Genomic DNA, 21,769 nt, shown 5'->3' on the forward strand with positions numbered 1-21,769 from the left:
TTAAGTGCTGGCGTGGCTATCGCCACACCAGCCAGCAAGATCAGTCCACACCTGCGACTTACGCTTCGCACGTTGCCTACGTGGACTGTCTGCTGTTATCAATATTCCTATTACTTAATTTCTTCTAACTCAGTGTGTTGTATAAAATCATCTGAAACCTCTATTGGATTCAAAACTTTATAATCTAATGTAACTGTGCTTCTATATTCATCATTTGAGTTTAAGTTAATGTCTAGTATTTTCCCCACTGCAACATAATTTTTATTATTTATCCAGACAACTCCATCACCTACTTTTAAAGTTGTACTCCACTTTATAGGCATCAACCACTCTTCCTTTATATCTGAAGGTATATTGATACTTTCAAATTCTTTAAAATTATGAATTCGTAACATTTCTTGAACTTTGTTATAAGAATGAATACTTTCAGATCCCGCAGTAGACCAATGTGTTACAAATTCCATTGGTGGTATGCCAATCTTAAAATCTCCTCCATTTATTAAGTATTGAAAAGTGACTGTTTGTTCAGCCTGTCCTTCAAAACTCATTAAGTTAACAGCATCTGAAAAAAATTTAAACTTTTCTACATCGTTATAGTAGCTCTCAATTCTAGATTCTGTATCAACATTTTTAATTGATAAAAGTTCGTCCCTTAGTGTGGTTATTAATTCGAAGATTGGATTTTGATTTTCTTGCGAGTACGGAGTGTCTAATAACAATTCGCTGACAAATTTTCCTTCGAAAAAATCTGGTAAATTTTCAAATTTCCCCTTTTCAATCATTGGAATAATGAATGGGCTGTTAGATTTTTCTTTTAATAGTGTAACTTCATTAAACACTCCTGTTTTAGGATCTTTCATTTTATTAATATATGTTTCTGTACATATACATATTACAAATCTCGATGAATTTATCCCATTAACCATAAATTCATCGAGCTTAGTTCCTGGATGATTTTCATATACATCTAGTAAAACTTCAAATCCCCACTTTTTAAGATAAATAGCTAACCATTGCGTAAATGATTTAATCTTTCTATCAGCTGTTTTTTCTTTTTCCCATGCATATGATATAAAAATTCTTCTCTCCATATATTATCCCCCTAACAAAAATATATGTTAATTATATCATCTACATAATTCTTTAACTATGAATCTTCATTCACCATTCCTGTTAAATCAGATATATTTTTTAGAAAGTCATGTCCTTTTGGTACTAAGGGTGTGTAAAATTCTGATATGACACTTGTTCCCACATCTACATAGCCACGTCCTTTGATTTGCTTTAAGAAGAAATCTTTTTGTACGTCACTGCCAAACATCATGCCATAGCCCATTTCAGACATTCTTCCAAGTGCCACTCTGAAATTAAACTGGTCACGGATTCCGTCGCCTAAATATTTTGCGTCTGGACGTTGACAAGCTAGTATTAAAAAGAAGCCAGCTTGGCGACCTAACATAACAATTTGTTTCAATTTATTTAAGACTGCGGTATTTTCTTTTGTTCCCAGCATTTCCATAAAAGCCACGTATTCATCAAAAATAAGAAAGTTAGCTGGAAGTCCTAAGTAGGCATAATTTTCTCCTGTTTTATAATTTTCCATTTGCTTCATATCCTCACTGCGTATCATCATTTCTTCATAGAAATTATCAATACAGGAAAGCATATCCTCTTTTTTGTAGTAAACATTTTCTATTACAGAGCCTAAATCTGCAAGGTCAGCATTCTTTGGGTCAAGAATATATAGATTTGATTCTGTATTAAGCAAGGCCTCAATCAGTGTTAAAATAAAGTATGTCTTACCGCCACCTGTACCCCCAGCAATCAGCATATGAGGAAGCTTGTCATATTCCCACCATACATTTTCCATCAGTCGTAATTTTCCATCTGTAGCTTGTACTTCATCAATAGAAATCCGACTAGCGATAGTGTCGTAAAGCAAGGTATATTCCACGTAAGAATCCTTTAGCTCTTTATCCGTCAGCTCACAGTACAAGCCACTTTCTAGTTTCTTTTCTAGGTGTAAGAGCTGGTCTTGATATTTCCCTAAAGTAATTTCTACCCGAATTTGTATCAATCCGTTATTAAGACGATAATAGATTTTGGGAAAGTAAGCTATCTTCTCTTTAGTACGACTGGATGAATCTTTAAAGAAGCTATCTGTTTTAATCTGTTCCGATTCATACCACTTATTTTCTAAAATCATCTTTGCCAGCTTTTGACGGTGGTAGAGTTGTTTTACTGTATCATATCTATATCTTTTGAATAGAAATACCATCAGCAAGCAAACAAGAATTGCGACACTTATACTCATCATTAAATAGGGAATGTCAATCCGGTTTGCTTGCAATAGATTAAAGTCTTGCCAATTGACCTGCTGGATTGCTTGAATATGAAACAGTCCAACAACCAGCAGGAAAATGGGTAGTAAGGTAGCTATTGTAAAGCGAAAGACTAAATCTTTGTCACTCGGACGAATCCTTTTACCATGAAATGTAATCTGTTTCATCCGTTATCTTCTCCTTTCTATTTAGTGGAAGATAGAGTGATAATTCTTATTTAACAGGTTCTTTTTTAGGTGGTTGGTTTCTAAGTGCATTAGAATCTTTCACCAGAATAATATCATCTGCTTTGATATACCAGTTTATATCTGCCCCTCGAAAGGTAGCAGTAGCGACAGTATCAGCTATTGGGTTGATAATTTCTATCCTTACATTATAGTCGAATTCCTTTAAAGGAACGCTGGCGGGAATACTTACTTGGATCATACGTCCTTGTCCTTTGGATTTTAGATCATAGGTACGTTCTTTAACTTCCTCTGAAACTGTACCATCTTCATTTTGAATACGGACTTCACGACGGAGTGCGGAAAATTTTAACTCTCCAAAGGTTGCCTCTTTTTCCAATACAATGCCATTAGCTAATCTCATAATTAAATTCCTCTCTTTCTTTATGCTTTTATCATGTCATCTGCATGTAAAAAATAATTAGTGAATCCACGAGTACCAATTTTATAGCCCTCTGCTGTAATACGTGGGTTAATTAGTTTTACACTTTCTTCAAATTCAAAGTTCTTTTCTCCAGCTTCGGCAGGAAGAACAACGACAATATCATCTGCTCTTTGAATAGTAGAGTATAGATTGAAGCTACGAGATAGCACAGTCATTTGTCCGTTAACTCTTCGCTGTTTAATTTTATCCTCTCCAGCAAATTCTAAATTTCCGAAGGTTTCTTTCATATTTGGGATTACAAATTTTAGTTCCATATTTATACCTATCCTTTCTTTTAAACGGTTTAATGAGTTTTATTTATTAAATGTTTTACAGGGTGGGAAACGCCCCTTTAAATCTTGTTTTTATTGTTTCAAACTATCACATCCTTTCAATTTGGGTAAAAAAATAGACACCTCATCTTTCGAAGTGTCTTATTCTGTATATTCAACTTTCTAGGAATGCGTTATTATGCTAGATATGTTCTGAAGTAAATCAGCCTTAATATTCTTAGAAACCACTGTATTTTTTTCGACAGTCGTAGTAGTTTCTTAAAAATTTGGATTCCAATTATACTCTATTGTTTTTTCTCGTCTTCGTTTAAGGTGAGTATCTACAAAATTGTTTCGAATTGGAAACCTCATATTTTTATCATATTGAACCTGTGCAATAAAATTATCATTACTCGGAAATAAAGCTCTATCTTTTCCTCTACGTAGTTCTCTTTTGTATAATACCATGTATATTATATCTGCTTCCATATTCCCATATTTTACTTTATGAGATGAAAATCCAAAATTCTCCAATGTATTAATCTTATTGATAGCATTCTTTACGGCATCGCGTACATGGTTTGGTCTTTTTGCTCGTTTAAGATATACAACCGATTTAAATCGCTTCTGGTCTTCTAAGCTAATGTCCTCAATTTCTGTTATTAGGTAGTCTTCAGTTTCTATATCTGGATAATAACGAAAGGAATCTTCAAATTCATTTCTATTTTCATCGTTAATCGGAAACATCAATACATTTTTATCTTTAATTACACGTTTCCAAGCTTCTCCCAAATCTATTACACCACTTGCTAAGTCGCTAACTATAGAGCAATTAATTGTAAAAAAAGAATTAGCAGTTCTAGGAGAATGAAACGAAATCATGATAGTGTCTTCTAATGATAGTTCTCTTAACTGGAAAATCCTTTCTGCAGTATGTAAACCGAGAAAAACTCGTGAATCAATATCTAAGTCTACACCAACAAATTCCACATTTATATGTTGTCTTTGTTCAGTCTGATTATTAATATCTAGCTGATATATTTTATCACAAGTAGTGAGGAGTGTAGACATGGATAGTTTTTCAAAGAATAGTGAAGTGTCTTCATGAGCAGAAGAATTTTTATATATTTCGTTATAAGTTATATTTTCTTCGCACAAATATCCAATCCATGCTAATACAATAGCACTTAATCCATCATATAACTGTAAGAGTGAATCCTTAAAATTGTAAACACTTGACTCTTCCTGAATTTGTTGCCCACCTTTTCTATAAGAAAAAAACATTTTGGAACCTTCTGCTTTAACTCCACCGTGTGAAATTGCGTTACGAATATTTGAATCAGCTAAGTCAGTAATTATTTGATATCCTCTTTTAGAACTTGCTAAGCATTCTATTTGTGGAGTTAAATTCTTTTGAAACAAATTACGGTTTTCAATTATACTTTGAAATTCAATGAACAGTTTTAGTATATTGCTGAAACTAGTATTTAATAAGTCGTTGTATATGTTAATACTAAATATTTTTGCTTTTAACTCCTCACTCCCTTTAAATCTGTTCATTAATAAAATTCTTTCCTCTATATCTAATAAATTTTGATAAGTATAGATCAAGAAGTGGGAATTTTTTAATAAAGTCGTGGTCATATTTTCGTTCCCTATATTTTCCTCAATTTCCTGAATTTTTGCCCTTGTGAAAAGAAATAAATCATTGTTCCAATGTTTCATTTGAGGATTCTTAAGGAATTTATATAAAATAGGATGATAAATTGATGGTAAGGAATCTAATTCTGAAAATAAAGAAACAAATGTTGATTTTACATCTTTCAAACCAAGTTCTTTGGTTTCCTCCCACCAATTAATATAGTCAGTTAATTGCAATACAATTCCTCCAATAGTTTGTTTAATTATACTATACCACTTAAACTCATCAACAAAAATAAAGAAGAAAACTATTTTTTATCATAAAATCTAAAATAATAACATCACCTTTTTTTACAATATATAGTCTGCCTAAAAATATAATTAAATATTTTCTAATGTATTTAAAAGTTTAGCCTAATTCAAAATTATGCGAAACTTTCCTTAAAGATTAATAAACGACCATGCAGCTATATTAAAGAACTGGATATAGAATTATACTGTATAGTTTTTTGAAATAAACAGGTTAGACTTGATGCGAAAATTACACTATTATTATTTTTAATATGTTTTATCTCACTTAATACTTTCTCAAACCCCTTAATTTTGCTGCATTTATCCTTATATACTGTACGTTTAAAATAGAGTTGGGTTACTAAAAACTTTTGCGGAGAAAACAGACAAAAAAGAGAGCACATTTCATAAAAATGTACCCTCTAAACTTTGAATTGATAGGGTTCCCCTTCCCAGAAACTCTGGAGGGATTTTAGATCAAATTAAACCATTTTATTCATTATAAGAACCGAAAGAAGCCTGTTAAATAAATAATTCACTACCAAATCAAGTTAGTGTATTATTCCAACTATTAAGTATACTGTTTCATTATATCATTTTCTTTAGAAAACTAGACATCTTATTTCGATAAAAATAAAAGCTACCTAGTCATCGGTAGCCCGAATAATTGAATATTAGATTGTGGAATAGAATTATATTGAAGTGTCTGATTAAATGCACATACAGCAATTTCCTGATTTTACTGCATTTCAGCTTATATGTCCTCCTAAAATCTAGAAATTACTTAGGAAGTAATTTTTCCTATTTGTTCAAAAAGTAATTTCATTATGCACAAAACAAAATAGGCACAGTAACCATTATCGTTAAACTCCAGCCCATGAGCTACTTTATTTCGAATATTCATGAGTTCCTCTATCATTAATTTTCTGAATAGCCAATGTCTATCTTCACCGAGATATGATTTTAATGCCTCTGTTTCAAAAATTGGAGTAAGAGTTTTTGAGTGTTCAACTGGAAATCTTTTCAGATTTGAAGTTTGCTCACCAGCTTCTTTTGCAACTTCACGAAACCACCATTCAATCTGTGGTGAAAGTAAATATAATCCCGAATAGATATCTCCTACAAAAAACAACTCAAATGCTTTATTAATATAATACGATCTTTTAATCAATATAGGATGTTTTTTAATCATTTCAGAAAAATCGACTTGAATTTTCTCCTCTAATATGACTTGTAGTAGATGCATCCACAAAGCTGCTCCAATTAATTGTATACTTCTAAATAGAGCTAGACTTTCCTTAGTCGCCTCACTATTTGACTCAAAGATAGTCTGCTCATATTCATTTTTCATAATGACTGAAAAAACCTCAAAAAATTGGTTAATTTGTTTAATTCTTTTTCTATTTTCTAAAATTTCTTGTCTTGTAATAAATGGGACACTTCGAATTAGAAACTCAATCTGTTCATTGCGCTCCATAAGTTTAAACTGTTCAATGTATTCATTTAATTGAGTTTGTTCTTCTTCACTTAGATAATCCATAAGATTTTTATCCCGGATTATAGAGTTCGGATATTCCATTTTAGAAAATCTTGTTTTCAACTTATCCAATCACATTTTGGATTGTTTCATTTTTTCTGAATTCGTTAATTCATATTTTTGATAAATTTTTATAGCATTCTCCAAATGCATTATTGAGGCTTCTAAATTAATACCACCTAGATTAAAACGTTCCTCTGCTAATTGCTCATAAACCCCTGCATATCTCTTTGCTACCTCTTTTATTTGCTGTTTATCATTTTTCTTTTGATACCATTTAATCTTTAAATTGAAAGCTGATGGAAATATGCAATCAAATCCCATTGGATTGTACTTTGAACGTTCAGTAGGAGCGGTATCTCCTTGAAGTATTGAAAAAGAAATCATCGTTTCAATTTTCTTCAACAACTCTTCCGTTCTAAAATTTTTCTCGTCTAGCAAATAATCAATAGCTGGAATAAGAAGTTCAAAATTTTCTATTCTATTCAAGGTATTCTCATCAAACTTAATAGAACTTACCAATTTGCTTAACTTATTTTCAACAGTGTTTATGTCTTTTTTATCAGCAGAATTTATTGCAACACCAACTAAACTAGAAGCTAAACGATATTGTTTTTTTCTGTTCACCAATTCTTCTGCTATTTGCATAGCTGCGATTGTAGCCATGTCAGCAAACTCTCTGAATCGTTGTCCGCTGTACTTATGCATTGTTTTGCTATCGGAAAATCCTTCATTAATGAAGTACATGCCAGATGTAAGTGAATAACCAATAACAGTTTTAACAAAAACATCCGAAGTGGAATCAAATCTTAATTCTAACTCGTTATAAAGAGCCTTTCTCCTTTCTTGAAATGTTTGAAGAGTTTCATCTTCAGCAATCTTTTTAAACAAATCATCATAGACTTGTGCCGCTTCCAAGTCAAAATGAAGCGGTTCATTGCTATTGACAAAATACTCTAACCAATTATCTCGCATATCTTATGCCTCCATATCATATATGATAAACTAACTATGGTTAATTAATTATATGGAAAGGTTAATATTGGCAATATAAAAGTAGAAATTTAAAAAATGAATATTGGAGTATAGATCGTAGAGTAACAGACTAACATCTGATTAGGTGCAAAAATGCGCTTTGACTGCACTATTTTTTATTTTTATGATTTATACTATTTTATCGTTTTTCACAGTCCTCAATTTTACTGCGTTTTGCCTTATATGCCTCACCCAAAATCCAGAGTGGGGATAGTCAAAACTTTTGCGGAGAAATCAGACAAAAAGAGAGTACATTTCATAAGAATGCACCCTCTAAACTTTGAAATTGATAAGGTTCCCCTTCCAACATCTCTGGCGGGATTTTTGCGGGAAACATAATCAATTTAAATCATTTTATCCATTTTAAGAACCGAAAGAAGCCTGTGAAACCAATCATTCACTACCAAATCAAGTTAGTGAATTACTCCCACTCAATGTAGAACTAAAGCTCTACAAACGCTGTCATATCAACGTTTACGAGTGGCTTTTTTATTTTGGAGACAGTGTTGGAGACAGTTACTTTTTCACTGCCTGATTTCCATTAAATGAGACACTGCTTTTCTTTGCTGTTTCAATTTTGATATTCCCATTCATGACTTGCGCAATTTCTTGGTCTATACCTGAATACATATGCGAATAGTGCTTCAATGTAATTTCTGGGCTTGAATGACCGAGACGTTTTGAAAGTATCAGAACCGACACATTAAATTCGTTAATGAGATAGCTTGCGTGACTGTGGCGAAGTCCTTTTGCTTCGATTTCTGGAACGCCTGCAAGTTTTGCATACCGTTTAACAATGCGGGCAATGGTTGACTTAATCATTGGGTTACCATCATAGCTAAATATGAAGTCAAGATTGCCGACTTCTTCCGCTTGTCGTTTTTTCCACGCTTTCAAAATTTCAATCGTATCATCATCAAGGCTAATAATTCGACTGCCTGCTTCTGTTTTTGTGTAAGACTGCCGTTGCCAGTTTGTTTTGCTTTCAAGTATCAACATATGCGTTACACGCAAAGTTTTCTTCTTGAAATCGAAATCCGACCACCAAAGAGCCGTTCCTTCATTTACTCTAACTCCTGTATTAAAATACACCCAGAGCATGACAAAACAAAGGTGTTCATACAAATCATCAATGCAAATCTGATTAATAACCTTCTCAAAATCTTGCTTAGTCCAGTAGGCAACCTGTGCTTTACCCTTTGGTATTGCCTTCACTTTCGTAGCTACATTAGTTTCCAAATATTGCAAACTAACCGCCATGCCTAATATTTTCTTCAAAGTTGAAAACATCAGGCTAGCATAACCATTTGAGTAGTTTGCGCCACCCCTCCGTTTTGACAAAAGCCATGTACGGAAATGTTGCACATCCTGAACCGTAATCGTTCGAAGTTGTTTCTTACCAAAACGTTGCATGATGATTTTCAACATTGGTTTTCGGCTTTGAAAAGTTTGTTCAAGGACGTCTGTTTCATAAAAAGGCAAGTACACCTCATTCATGAATTGTTCAAAGGTCATATCATAGTTTGAGTAGCCGTTTGTTTGAAAAAACTCACTGCGAATGCGAGTTAATTCTTTATAGGCTTCTCTTGCTGATAAAAACCGTTTCCCATTCTGATTTTTGCGTGCTTTTTTCTTAATGCGCTTTCCAGTGATAAGATCGAAGCCTAAGCTAGCTTCATAGTAAAACTGCCCCTTATCATCTGTAAACACACCTGTATATTGTGTGGTTGGCAATTATTATTCCTCCGTTTCGGACGACAATTCAATATCACCGATAACGGATTTTACCGCCTTCAAGGGTATCACGGACACCCGCGACCCTTGATAAAACTCATACCCTGAGCTTACCATAAATGCTTTCCCTTGACGAATAATTCTTTTTGCCGTGTAAGGTGGAAAGCCTAGTTTTTCTAAATCCTGCCAACTTACCATTTCTTTATTCATTGTTGCCACCGCCTTTAATTTGTCTATTTCTTTCCGACTTATAGCGACGTGAATCAAGATATTTTGCGAAGAAGTAAGTTTTGTTCATGACTAATGCCAACAAAATTGTATTGTTCGTTCTGGCATATGTTACCAAATCTTTAAATTCCACAAATTCATTTTCTTCAATCATATCAATGATTTCACCAATAAATGAACCGCCATCTTGCTCTAAAAGAAAACCAGCTAAGTCAAAGCCACAACCGCTCTCAATATCTTCAATGTTGTATTGTGTTTTGTCTGGATTTTCGGCATGAACAAAATAATCGTACATGCCTTTTGGTGACATAATCACTTCAACATGCTTCGGCGATTTGAGTTTTTCACTGATTAATTCTGATACCTGCGAATAGCTTTTCAAACTGTCAAAGTAAAGCGCCCCATGCTTATGAGCTTTCTTGATTTCACCCGTTTCTTTATTGACATCTTTATCATGCCAAGGACTTAAAATAAACGGTACATGCAAACCCTCCAACACATCAAAATAATTTTCAGGTGCGCTTTCTTGATAAAGGATGAATGCCCATTTATTACTACGTTTATCTTTTTGCTTTTTCATTTTCCACCAACCTTGATTATTGATTAATGATATAACGGGGGTCGTAGTAGCCCCGTTATACTGTTTGCGTTATTTTTTATAAATACAGCGGAGCTCCTTTGCTCTTGCCTATGGCAAGCAAAAGCTCCGCTGTTCTACTTTACCTAATTCTCGTTCCTTCAAGTCTTAGGTAACTTTTCACTCTTTCAATATTTGAAAATGAATATTCTGGCAATCGGTTGGCGATTTCTTCACGCATAGAATTTTTATTATCCAAAATCATGCCATGTACGCCTAATTCATTGGGAAGCTTCACCATGAACACAACGCTGTCATTGCGCACATCAACAATCGCTTTATTAACCGCCTTGTTGTATCTAAAAATCATACTTTTCTCTTCCTCACGTGTTGCCCTCATCTGTAAAAACTTTCTTATCCGAGAAGTAAGCCAAATTGACTTACTAATGTTTATTACTGAATCCTTAAACGCCCTCATAATGACTTCGGGCAAGATAATCGAGAGCGTGATTAAAATTGAAACGATTAGAACCTGTTGCAAACCGTGTTGAACAATCATCACGTATTTATAGAGAAATTGAGTGTATTTCACCATACTGCCGTTTTCTTGACCATGCAGGAATAGCCCTATCAGCATGAAGCCAAACTCGGCAACAAATAACAATACAGAAATTAATAGCAAATAGCCATCCAAGCGGAACGTCCGCATAAAATATGATTTTTTCATGTCACATTATCCCTTCTAATTTATTGAATGTCGGCGTTAGCAATGGAACAATCTGAAAAGGGTGCTCCGAGTCGATTACCTGTATCAATCCCGTTCCGATACCTTGCGGAATAACGATACCTTCAAGCGATAAATCAGGGAATAAAAATTGTGTTGTCTTAGAATTAATATTGCCAACCTGAACGAGTACGTTCAACTGTTCCCTGACAGAAATCGGGATAGCATTATTATCAAATCGCTGTGATACCAATAGCAAGTGAACTTTACTTGCCCTGCCTAGTAGCGCTATTTGTGAAAGTAGACTAAAGAATCCGTCTTTTATCGGTTTTGCCACCCCATCGCTTAAAGCCAAAACCTCATCTATAACAACTGTATAATGTTCAAAATCAGCAGTAGGATTGTTATATAAAACTTGCTGACGTTGTTGAATTAACTCAAGCGCCTTGCTCAACTCACTATTCACTTCTGAAACAAAATCAGATTTGCTCCGACTTGCATTAGGAGCGACAACTGGAACATTGTTTTCTCTACCCCACCTGCTCGGCATATCGAACTTAGGGTCAACGATAACCAACTGTGACGACCATTTTAGCACGCAAAGCATATAAGTAAGAGCGTATGACTTCCCCGATCCGCTATTGCCTGCAATAGCGAAACTTGTCACCTTGTTCAAATCTATTGTCAGGTTTTCCATGATGGGAATTTTGTTGAGTGGCAAACGTTCAACAAAGCTATCAATATCTGAAATGACTAACCGTTTTGAAATACCCTTAACCCACGGGAAGAATAAAGCACGTTTGACATGAATATCATCCGTATCTAGTGGAACAAAATATGCTCCCGATTGTTTTAACAAAGTATATTCGGGGTAAAGCACGGCGTTCATGATAAGAAATAACTTTTGATAGAGGTCATCATCAACCACATAACTTGCAGGCATGCGGGGAATGAAATAGACGCCTTCATTCGTTACCTTTACATCAAATGAATTTGAGTAACTGGTTTCCCCGCTAATCTGCAAAGCCATGTTTATCGCCTGTAAGATATACTTTGCAAGCAGTAAACTGTTGTTAATCATTTAACCACTCGTACCCCTTCTGCACGGAAGTACACGTTAGAACGAATCTCTATCGCTTCTAAATTGTCCAATTTCACTTCTGAAAGGAACGGTGGCAGTGACGGCATTTTGGCAAACTTCACTGCAAAAGGATTTACGCCTTCCTGAGAAAAGTAAATTTTATACCCCGCCACTTCATCCGTGCGTTTGCCGTCATCAGTCCATACAAGTTGAGTTTCAATTTCAGATGATACGTTATAGATTGGCTTATCACCCTGAACATACTTTACTGCCGTTTCTAAGCTATATGAGCTTTTTATATTTTTCGTCTTCATGACTTTGTACCTCGTTAAATTAGTAGTATCGGCTATCAGCAGTTCGCCGACCCAACCGCCATATTGTTTGCAACCAACATGGCAATTCATCATCAAGCACTGCTTTACTTGATGAGTTAAGTATGACAATTTTTTTCTTTGTAGGTGCGGGAATTTAAAATTAAAAAAATAAAACCCCCGCACTTCTGCGAAGGTTTTATGATTCAGTTATTTATCAGTTATTTTCTTTATTTTTATTTTTCGAATATCATGACCCTTTTCAGCTTCTTGCTCAAGGCGTTCGTTAAAATCATCAAAACCAATGTTCCAAATAGAAGTCAATAAAATTTCTTTGATAAATACATCCAATGAGCTTGGTAAATTTTCAAATGTCAATATTTCTGATCTTACGTTCTTTAAGTTGCTTTCATCAACTTTCATATTCTGTAACTTGAAAATATCACCAACAGGCTCCATACTTTCATGAATATTATAAGTAAAATCAATGAAACATGATAATAAAGACTGACCTCTTTCACCATCATTTAGGATTTCATCTTCGAAATTCTGATAAAATGTTTCAATATCTTCTTCCGTCGATAATGGAATATCCCAAAAGTAATCAATATAATTTTCTGACTGTTGCATTTCCAAAAGCAAGGTAACGAAAAAATCCTTAAAATAAATTTTCGGGTTTCCCCAATACACTTCGTTTAAGTCATTAAAATCTAGATTTGTCACTAACGCTTTTGCCAATTTCAAGCTAACCAGTTTTGAATAATTTCCATTCGCTATTTCCTTAGTTTTGTGGTAGTCCAATACATTAGTCAGGAGCTTTGTATCGGAATAAACGTCCACTTTTGCAGGGCGTTGTTGGTGCTTCGCCCACTCATTGTATTTTTCATCAATGCGTTTTGAAGCTTGAGAATAAATCAATTGAGTGGTTTTCGGATATGGATTTTCTTTGACTACTTTAACCAAGTTACTCATTCTCCCCAACGTCATTCTTAGGAGTGTCTTTAGCAACCATTGGCAAATCATTTTTAGTCAGCGTTTGATAATCAACTGACGATTTATCACCATCTATAATTTCAAGCGGTGGCAAGCTATTCACCAACTCAATCGTCTGCATTGATATGTTGATAATGCTCAATAGCAAATTCAAAATATATTTCGGGTCATCTGAAAACTCGTTCGGGTCATCCGTGATACCTGACTTCTTATCAGTTTTCACTTGATACTGGTCAATTATCCATTCAATCGCAGGGCGACCATTTACCACGTATTCATAGGCTTGTTCTGGAATGTTGGTAATCGTAATATTTTCATTGTAAATGATAGTATCTAGCACGCCTTTTTTCGGATGCTTCATTTTCTTTACACGATACGAACCATTTACATCTGAAATATTTACTTTCACACCTTTATAACTAGGTTGATTTTCGTAGTTCAAATGCAAATCAGCAAGTTTGCGACCAACTTCAACGTATTTTTCTTTGTTCTTCAACAATGGAATGCGTGGAATTGTTTTATACAATTCATCTTCATATTTAGATTTATACTCATTTGAATTCAATACAGCATAAACATAATATATTAGTTCTTCATCACTCAATTTGAAATGATTTTTAGAATTAGAAGTCAAATTATAATTACTCTCTGAAATAAAACCAGTAGCTTTAATTTTAAACGGATAAGTTTGTGTTTTAGATGCGAACCCAAAGCCTTGTAGATTAACTGGTCCACGAGCAATTAAAGCTGAAAATGTTTTAGCACCACCAGGACCTGGAGTGTATAATAACAAACCATTTGGCTCCAATAATTTATCAAATTTCCCAGGCATCTCAACAAGACTTCTATCGTAATACACATACTTTTTAGTGAATGGTTTTGCTTGCGTTAGCACAATACCTTCTTTATTCATTGTTATCTTTTCTGACTTAATGAACTTATTTTTCAATCCTCGAGACCAAGAAATATAGTCTTCTGAACTGTTTAATTTTGAAAGTCGTTTCTCACCGTCTAATATATTGGCAAGTCGTATAATTTCAGAATTATAATTTGAAATCATGCGTTCAATATTATCAGTGACACTTTTCCGAGAAAAGTTGAACGCCCAAAAATCACGATTCGTATTAAAGCCGACTAACTTATTTATAAATATTCCTTCGGATGAGTCATTTAATGAGATATACTCATCATATCTCTTATCACGTTGATTAATCCAATCACCATTTTCATCCATCACAATATCTTTAAATTCAATATCATTTAGAGTATGCCGAGCTAGAATATCTAGCTTTTCATTTTTCGATTGATTGTCACCGATATCATGATATCTAATTGCATGCCTATTAGAACCATCTTTTATTAGCAATACAATCGCAACACCAGTCATAATATCAAAAATATTTTTCCCTTGTCTTTTGACTGCCTCAGGGCTCAGACCTCTAACTGCACCTTTCAGGTCAATTACATAAATATAATTAAATTCTTGATGTAGTACACGTCGCACTCCGTTTAATGATGGTGAATCAATATATCCATTGTTTGTGATAAATCCAATTACTCCATTCTCTGCTAAACGGTCTGTACTCCATCTTAACGCTCTAATGTATGAGTCTTGCAATGAGTTTTTCAATGTAGCATCCGTTTCTTTCGCATAAGTATTTTTTATACTATCGTCCAATTTAGGATAGTTTTGAATACTCGTAAAATCGTTTGCTGTCGATTTAATTTTCGAATACGGCGGATTTCCGATAATAGCTGTAATCGGCAACTCTTGCTGACGTTTCAAACGTTCATCATTTGTACCAAAATATTCATCATCTAATGTATCTTCATTTTCGGTACTTTCAAACGTATCGGTAAGCACAATTCCTTCAAATGGAACATAACTTTCGCCACCGTTGATTTCATCAAAGGTCGCTTCAATATTTATTGCTGCAATGTAATAACTCAACAACACAATTTCATTGGCATGGAGTTCCTGCGTATATTTTCTTGTAATATCTGCAAGCGTGATTTCGCCATTATCCATTTGTTGCTTCAAGTACGTTAGAGTTCTAACAATAAATGTTCCCGTTCCAGTGAACGGGTCTAAGATATTCACTCCTTCATCTGCCAACGATTTACCAAAATGTTTTTTCAAGACATCATCAACAGAATGAACAATGAAATCCACGACCTCAACGGGAGTAAACACGATACCTAAGCGTTCTGTCGTTGATTTAAAGCCAGTAGAGAAGAATTTATCATACAACGTAACAATAATTTTCTGTTTTCCTTCCGCATTATCAATTCCACTTGCTCGAAGTTTTACTGACTCATAGAATGGTTCTAGTTTTTCTTGCTCCTTCTCGAAGCCCGCTTTCTGCAATTCTGCAACGATTGATTCCATAGCGGATGAAACAGGGTTATTATTGACAAAGCTATATTCATCAAACAGCGCTTCAAATATTGGTTTAGTAATTAGGTGTTGCGCCAACATTTCAACAGCTGACTCTTGCGTTATACTTTCATTGATATTGTGACGTAAACTGCTGATGAACTTATCAAATTCTTCCTTGATAGGATTGTCTCTATCTTCCAAACGTTCATTGATCCAACGAATATATCGTTGGGCAATTTCGTTTACATCTTTCGACCAATCTTCAAGATAGCGTCTGTCACCAACCTTTTGAACAATCTTCCCAAAAATAGCGTCCTCAATCTTATCCCACAATTCAAGTTCAGTCTGTTGTGATTGTTCAACATCAACACCATTAGAAGTATCTGTTTCTGAATACGCCTTGCGAGGACGACCTTTACCAGGGTTGATGATATTGATATTCTCAGGCTTTTTCTTGTTCAACTGTAATTGATTAACAATCGCATTGAAACGTTCATCTGTTGAACGTAAGGCATTTAAAACTTGCCACACTGCCGCATAAGTTTTGTTATCATCTAACACATTTTCAGGCGTTACACCCGCAGGAATGACAATAGGAAGAATTATATAACCGTATTCTTTGCCGTCAAATTTGCGCATGATACGTCCAACCGCCTGTACAATATCTACCTGTGATTTTTTAGGTGAGAAGAAGATAACGGCGTCAAGGTTCGGAACATCAATTCCCTCTGTTAGGAATTTTACATTAGATAAAACACGAGCTTCGTTTTCATCAACATCGCCTGCTAACCAATCAATCGCATCTTTTTTCTGTAAAGCGTTCAATGTTCCATCAACGTGTTTCACATCAATATGGAAGCTATCTTCCGCATTCTCGCCTAAATATTCATTCACAACGTTATTGAATTTTTCGGCAATCTTTTCAGAATTTTTAATGGTATCAATAAATGAAATTGCTCTCTTCATAGGTGCGCCAGTTACTCTTCCTGTGGCACCCTCACGTTTAATCATGGCGTTCCAAACACCAACGATACGTCCGACATCATCAATATTTAACCCGTTTTCTGGGTCAGCAAGTGTCTGTTGAAGATTTTTGGTCATGGCTTCTTCTTCAACAGTTAGCACCATAACTTTATAGTCCGTTAAATAACCACGAGCAACGGCTTCACCAAAGCCTAAACGAAATATTTCAGTACCGAAAATTGACTCATCATCCATTGAAGCAATGATAACACTCTTTTCAATTCCTTTAGATTTTGCGTCATCAGAATAGATTTTCGGTGTAGCGGTTTGATACAAGCGTAATTTCCCTTTTACGTTCTTATTACTATGAACTTTTGCAAAAGGACTTTCTTCTTGGTTTTGCTCATGAAAACCCGTTGTGCGGTGTGCTTCATCCGAGATAATAAAGTCAAATTCGGGAAAGCCGTTTTCTTGCGCTTCGTGCATAACATTAATAGATTGATATGTGCTAAAAACAACATTCAAACGAATTTCATCTGACGGTTCAGATAGGCTTTCATAATTTTTTACAACGTCACTAGCCTTTGTTGTTGCAGGAAAGCCAATATCAGTTGCTTGAATATCTGTGTCATCATCATTTGCTTTTTTCTTGGTAGCTTTTCTATCAGAAGTTACCGCAAATGAATTCATTTCAAATCCATCCGACACATCCGAGTTCCAACTAAATAGCGATTGTGTTAAAAGTTGAATACTTGGTACAAGGTACAAAACGTTATAATTTTTTTGCTCGCTGTCCTTAGCAAATTGCTCAACCATTTTTAAGGAAGTGAACGTTTTCCCCGTACCTGGTGCCATTACCAACATACCACGGTCATGAGTCTTAAAATATTCGCTTGCTTTGTTAATTGCCAGCTCCTGATAATCACGTAGCCCTTTGTTTGATTTAACGATAACTTCTTTCGGCTTTTCAAAGTTCACACTCGACCAATCAATTTTTGAATGACGCAAATCAGATAAACCAATCAGTTGAACTTGCTTCGTTTGTTCTTGTACTGTTGTAAGGGCATTTTGGTTCCATTCATCCGTAGTGGATACAATCATCCCTAATGAATAATAATCTTTTCCGAGTTCTGAAATGAATGAGTTGATTTCAGCTTTCCCGACTTTACCTGAATAAAATTTTGCCTGAATCGCAGTTAATTCACCCGTATTTTTATTGCGTGCGACTAAATCAACACCAGTATCTTTTTTAGAAATGCCATACTCAGCAGGTACTTCATGTAAAAGCCAAACATCTGAATATAAATTTTTGTAGATTGGCTCATTTTGAAGATAAATCGCAACAAGCTTTTCAAAATATGTACCACGGTCACGTTGAACGCTTCCTGCCGACTCGTTTATTTGTTTGAGTAATTTATCAAATGTTTTCTCTGAATCATTTGATACTTGATAATTCGTCATTTCTTCAGACATTTACGCCACCTCCGAACCTGATAATTTCAGCTCCGTTAATTCATGATTTAAAAAATGCGCATTAACTACGCTGTGCTGTGCTATGCTATACTGTGTCATTTTACGGCTCCTTTATAATCTGTCAATTATTTTTCTAACAGATTGAACTTTACTATATAGTTTATTGTATCATCTAACAACTTCATCCGCCATCCACGAGGAACGGCTATAATTTCACAAGTAAAAAGCCGTCCACGAGGAACGGCTAAAATTTTGGAGACAGTTTTGGAGACAATTCAAACGTATTTTCATCCTTTTTCGTCTCTTGAGTTTTATCTAAATGGCGTCAAATCAACGTTTTCAGTAATAGATTTTGTCGCTACGTTATTCCCACTCAATTGTAGCAGGCGGCTTGCTCGTAATGTCATACACTACTCTATTAATGTGATCCACCTCATTCACGATACGAGTTGAGATTTTTTGCAATACATCGAACGGGATTCTTGCCCAGTCTGATGTCATGCCGTCGATTGAAGTTACGGCGCGGATTCCGATTGTGTAGTCGTAAGTTCTTCCGTCTCCCATTACACCAACGGATTTGAACCCTGGTAATACAGTGAAGTATTGCCATACATCGCGGTCAAGTCCTGCATTAGCGATTTCTTCTCTTAGGATCGCATCACTTTCACGAACAACTTCCAGTTTTTCTTCTGTAACTTCACCGAGTACACGAATCGCGAGTCCTGGTCCTGGGAATGGTTGACGCCAGACTAAGCTTGATGGCATGCCTAATTCTTCTCCTAGTGCACGGACTTCATCTTTAAATAGTGTATTCATCGGTTCGATCAGTTCGAACTGCATGTCTTCTGGCAATCCACCTACGTTATGGTGTGATTTGATGGTTTGCGCAGTGGTTGTTCCACTCTCAATGACATCTGTATATAGGGTTCCTTGTGCCAGGAAGTCGATGCCTTCTAATTTCGCTGCTTCATCGTTAAAGACTTCGATAAACTCGTTTCCGATGATTTTACGTTTCTGTTCCGGATCGCTGATACCGGCCAGTTTGCTTATGAATCGGTCTTTAGCATCTACACGAATGACGTTCAATCCAAATTTACCTTCTAAGCTTCCCATAACTTGGTCGCCTTCATTTTTACGCAGTAAACCGTGGTCTACAAAGATACAAACCAGTTGGTCACCAATTGCTTTGTTTAATAAAACTCCAGTAACACTTGAATCTACTCCACCAGATAATGCCAGCAGGACTTTTCTGTCGCCGACTTGTTCACGAATTTTATCTACTTCCAAGTCAATGAATTGTCCCATGTCCCAGTTTCCTTCAAAGCTGCAGACGTTAAGTGCAAAGTTGCGCAGGATTTCATTTCCGTGTTCTGTGTGACGAACTTCCGGATGAAATTGTACTGCATGGAAATTCTTCGCTTTGTTTTCGATTGCTGCAATCGGGCAGTGCGGATTGACGGCTGTGATTTCGAAGCCTTCAGGCAGTTCTGTAACGTAGTCTCCGTGACTCATCCAGACTGTTTCTTCTTGTTCTAGAGTCGTAAACAATTCTGCAGAACGGTTCTTGATTTCAAGTGTCGCTTTACCGTATTCGCGGGTACCAGCAGGTTCTACTTTTCCGCCTAAGTTATGCGCCATCAACTGCATTCCATAACAGATTCCTAAGATCGGAATCCCTAATTCAAAAATTTCAGGATCAATTGAAAAAGCTTTTTCATCATAGACACTCATTGGTCCACCAGAAAAAATGATACCTTTTACGTTTGATTCTTTTAATTCTTGTGCTGTAACAGTATGTGGTAACAGCTCTGAAAATACACCGAATTCTCTGATACGGCGTGTAATTAACTGATTGAACTGACTACCGAAATCTAAGACAGCCATTTTTTCTACTTGTTGCGTAATGGATTCGCTCACTAAATCTACACCTCTATTTTGAATTTTAAAGACTCTTTTTCCGAGCCGTTTCGTAATGATTTTTACTAGTGTATCATGATTGTTCGCTTTTATGTACCATAATTTCACTTTTTCACCGTTTTCTTTCTAAAATTAAAGAAAAGACAATCATCCACAAAATGACTGTCTTCGAGAAACCCTATTAAAATACGTACATCATACTTATAAAAAGAACTAGTTCATTCCAAAACACGAACAATAATCAGATTGTTAAAACCACTAAACCGTATTCAACTAGCGAACAAGGAAACTTAGAGATTTGATCATCTGCCAAACCGAATGAACGCCAACTTAATATAAAAAACCAGTATTCATAATTTATAGGTACTTGCGCATGATTCTTACAATATCAAGACCATATTTATTAGCTTTAGTTTCTCCAAATCCTTCTACAGCTAAAAGGTCATCTTTGGTTGTAGGCATCTTATCAACTAAAGCTTCTAACTGCTTATTAGTAAAAATAGTATACGCCTTAAAGTTTTCTTCACGACTCTTATTTAAACGATAAGTTTTTAACTCTTCATATAAATTTGTTTTATTCACTGGCGCTGCTTTTTGCATTACAGGCATAGACTTATCTTCAGACTTATGGCTAACGACTTTTTTGATAGTTTGCTGATTCGTAGTCACTTTATAGGGTTCGTACTTTTTAGTATAATCTTTTACGCTATCTTTATGTACATTCATATATGATTGAACCCATATCAACAACTCTTTATCAGACATAGCTATCTTACTTGACTGTTTATAGGCATCTTTTATGTATTTTACTAATTGGTCAGCTCGTATGACTTTTTCTTTCACTTCTTTTTTTGCAAACTTTGCATTCAGTACAGTCTTAGGATTAGACAATACGACTACAGATTTATAAGTATCATCAAAACTTCTTTTTGAGAATAACTTAGTTAAAAGGTTACTTTTACCATTCACACTGATTTTTTCCATCAAGTCTATGTGACGTTGATTCTGTGTGACCGGAGAATAGATGCCTTCTTTCTTTTTACTCCTTTTAAATTCTGTTGTACGTATAAAATCTCCTGCATTATTGATTTCGATATTCCCATAAAGGTTTTTGCTTTCTATTACAAAACATAGCTTTTTTGTAAAAACCAAATAGTCTATTTGAGCACTTAAATCTCCATCTTCTAAGTAGATATCATGTAAAACATACATTGGCATATGGCTATTTTTCAACTCAAATTCTATATTTTTCTCACCAATTATTCCGTACTCAAGATTTTTTATATCTTGTTTTAAAAGCTTAATTCCTTCAGTATTCAGAGAGGGTTCTAAGTCTTTTAACTTCTTCAGTTGTTCTTGGGCATTACTATTTTCTTTAAGAAAGATAGGCTCTTTCAATTTACCGAAAAAATTCATTTAATAGCTACTCCTTTTATTGTAGTAAAATATTCCAATTTAGTACGATTTCATATTAAATTGGATCGTATTTTTACTGAACCAGTAAAAGTAATATTTTTACTTGAATCATTGATATTTCTTTCAAATATTTATCGGCTAGAATTTGGAATTTTCGTTTTATTTAATAAAAAGATACAACTGAATCAGAAGCCTATCCTTCTTCT

At 34.9% G+C, this 21,769-nt stretch carries 17 protein-coding genes; all 17 read right to left on the minus strand.

Annotated elements, in window-relative coordinates:
- Positions 1-110: 110 nt before the first annotated feature.
- Complete coding sequence (locus B6F02_RS01150) at positions 111-1,091, minus strand: toll/interleukin-1 receptor domain-containing protein (RefSeq protein ID WP_080145565.1); 981 nt, start codon at positions 1,089-1,091, stop codon at positions 111-113.
- 56 nt (positions 1,092-1,147) lie between these two features.
- Positions 1,148-2,509, minus strand: coding sequence for an FtsK/SpoIIIE domain-containing protein (locus B6F02_RS01155; RefSeq protein ID WP_080145566.1), 1,362 nt, complete (start codon positions 2,507-2,509; stop codon positions 1,148-1,150).
- A 46-nt stretch (positions 2,510-2,555) separates the two neighbouring features.
- Positions 2,556-2,930 (minus strand): YdcP family protein, encoded by a 375-nt coding sequence (locus tag B6F02_RS01160; RefSeq protein WP_080145567.1) that lies wholly within the window; start codon positions 2,928-2,930, stop codon positions 2,556-2,558.
- 20 nt (positions 2,931-2,950) lie between these two features.
- A complete protein-coding gene (locus B6F02_RS01165; RefSeq protein ID WP_080145568.1) occupies positions 2,951-3,265 on the minus strand; it encodes a YdcP family protein in 315 nt (104 codons plus the stop codon).
- Positions 3,266-3,541: 276 nt separating this feature from the next.
- A complete protein-coding gene (locus B6F02_RS01170) occupies positions 3,542-5,140 on the minus strand; it encodes a hypothetical protein (protein ID WP_080145569.1) in 1,599 nt (532 codons plus the stop codon).
- A gap of 838 nt (positions 5,141-5,978) precedes the next feature.
- Positions 5,979-6,734 carry a DUF4209 domain-containing protein gene (locus tag B6F02_RS01175; protein WP_179128499.1) on the minus strand — a complete coding sequence of 252 codons (756 nt, stop codon included), beginning with the start codon at positions 6,732-6,734 and terminating at the stop codon, positions 5,979-5,981.
- Between the two features lie 69 nt (positions 6,735-6,803).
- Complete coding sequence (locus B6F02_RS01180) at positions 6,804-7,706, minus strand: hypothetical protein (RefSeq protein WP_080145571.1); 903 nt, start codon at positions 7,704-7,706, stop codon at positions 6,804-6,806.
- Positions 7,707-8,282: 576 nt separating this feature from the next.
- Positions 8,283-9,500, minus strand: coding sequence for a tyrosine-type recombinase/integrase (locus B6F02_RS01185; RefSeq protein WP_080145572.1), 1,218 nt, complete (start codon positions 9,498-9,500; stop codon positions 8,283-8,285).
- Positions 9,501-9,503: 3 nt separating this feature from the next.
- Entirely contained in the window at positions 9,504-9,710 is a 207-nt protein-coding gene (locus B6F02_RS01190; protein ID WP_066790109.1) for a DUF3173 family protein, read from the minus strand.
- Complete coding sequence (locus B6F02_RS01195; protein ID WP_080145573.1) at positions 9,703-10,308, minus strand: replication protein; 606 nt, start codon at positions 10,306-10,308, stop codon at positions 9,703-9,705. The genes B6F02_RS01190 and B6F02_RS01195 overlap by 8 nt, the downstream gene beginning before the upstream one ends.
- Before the next feature lie 139 nt (positions 10,309-10,447).
- Positions 10,448-11,032, minus strand: a complete 585-nt coding sequence (locus tag B6F02_RS01200; protein ID WP_080145574.1) for a hypothetical protein — start codon at positions 11,030-11,032, stop codon at positions 10,448-10,450.
- Position 11,033: 1 nt separating this feature from the next.
- Positions 11,034-12,110 (minus strand): cell division protein FtsK, encoded by a 1,077-nt coding sequence (locus tag B6F02_RS01205; protein ID WP_080145575.1) that lies wholly within the window; start codon positions 12,108-12,110, stop codon positions 11,034-11,036.
- On the minus strand, positions 12,107-12,424 hold the full coding sequence (locus tag B6F02_RS01210; protein ID WP_080145576.1) for a hypothetical protein: 318 nt from the start codon (positions 12,422-12,424) through the stop codon (positions 12,107-12,109). The genes B6F02_RS01205 and B6F02_RS01210 overlap by 4 nt, the downstream gene beginning before the upstream one ends.
- A gap of 207 nt (positions 12,425-12,631) precedes the next feature.
- A complete protein-coding gene (locus tag B6F02_RS01215; RefSeq protein WP_080145577.1) occupies positions 12,632-13,384 on the minus strand; it encodes a hypothetical protein in 753 nt (250 codons plus the stop codon).
- A gap of 1 nt (position 13,385) precedes the next feature.
- Entirely contained in the window at positions 13,386-18,230 is a 4,845-nt protein-coding gene (locus tag B6F02_RS01220; RefSeq protein ID WP_080145578.1) for a DEAD/DEAH box helicase, read from the minus strand.
- 363 nt (positions 18,231-18,593) lie between these two features.
- Positions 18,594-20,114 carry a glutamine-hydrolyzing GMP synthase gene (gene guaA / locus B6F02_RS01225; RefSeq protein ID WP_080145706.1) on the minus strand — a complete coding sequence of 507 codons (1,521 nt, stop codon included), beginning with the start codon at positions 20,112-20,114 and terminating at the stop codon, positions 18,594-18,596.
- Between the two features lie 390 nt (positions 20,115-20,504).
- Complete coding sequence (locus B6F02_RS01230) at positions 20,505-21,563, minus strand: HRDC domain-containing protein (protein WP_080145579.1); 1,059 nt, start codon at positions 21,561-21,563, stop codon at positions 20,505-20,507.
- Positions 21,564-21,769 lie beyond the last annotated feature (206 nt).

This window comes from Marinilactibacillus piezotolerans (assembly GCF_900169305.1).
GTDB lineage: Bacteria > Bacillota > Bacilli > Lactobacillales > Carnobacteriaceae_A > Marinilactibacillus > Marinilactibacillus piezotolerans_A.

Bases quoted from the DNA above. Each gene is read 5' to 3' on its own strand.
- B6F02_RS01150 (WP_080145565.1), bottom strand. From the start codon at position 1,091: ATGGAGAGAAGAATTTTTATATCATATGCATGGGAAAAAGAAAAAACA.
- B6F02_RS01155 (WP_080145566.1), bottom strand. From the start codon at position 2,509: ATGAAACAGATTACATTTCATGGTAAAAGGATTCGTCCGAGTGACAAA.
- B6F02_RS01160 (WP_080145567.1), bottom strand. From the start codon at position 2,930: ATGAGATTAGCTAATGGCATTGTATTGGAAAAAGAGGCAACCTTTGGA.
- B6F02_RS01165 (WP_080145568.1), bottom strand. From the start codon at position 3,265: ATGGAACTAAAATTTGTAATCCCAAATATGAAAGAAACCTTCGGAAAT.
- B6F02_RS01175 (WP_179128499.1), bottom strand. From the start codon at position 6,734: ATGGATTATCTAAGTGAAGAAGAACAAACTCAATTAAATGAATACATT.
- B6F02_RS01180 (WP_080145571.1), bottom strand. From the start codon at position 7,706: ATGCGAGATAATTGGTTAGAGTATTTTGTCAATAGCAATGAACCGCTT.
- B6F02_RS01190 (WP_066790109.1), bottom strand. From the start codon at position 9,710: ATGAATAAAGAAATGGTAAGTTGGCAGGATTTAGAAAAACTAGGCTTT.
- B6F02_RS01195 (WP_080145573.1), bottom strand. From the start codon at position 10,308: ATGAAAAAGCAAAAAGATAAACGTAGTAATAAATGGGCATTCATCCTT.
- B6F02_RS01200 (WP_080145574.1), bottom strand. From the start codon at position 11,032: ATGAAAAAATCATATTTTATGCGGACGTTCCGCTTGGATGGCTATTTG.
- B6F02_RS01205 (WP_080145575.1), bottom strand. From the start codon at position 12,110: ATGATTAACAACAGTTTACTGCTTGCAAAGTATATCTTACAGGCGATA.
- B6F02_RS01210 (WP_080145576.1), bottom strand. From the start codon at position 12,424: ATGAAGACGAAAAATATAAAAAGCTCATATAGCTTAGAAACGGCAGTA.
- B6F02_RS01220 (WP_080145578.1), bottom strand. From the start codon at position 18,230: ATGTCTGAAGAAATGACGAATTATCAAGTATCAAATGATTCAGAGAAA.
- guaA (WP_080145706.1), bottom strand. From the start codon at position 20,114: ATGGCTGTCTTAGATTTCGGTAGTCAGTTCAATCAGTTAATTACACGC.
- B6F02_RS01230 (WP_080145579.1), bottom strand. From the start codon at position 21,563: ATGAATTTTTTCGGTAAATTGAAAGAGCCTATCTTTCTTAAAGAAAAT.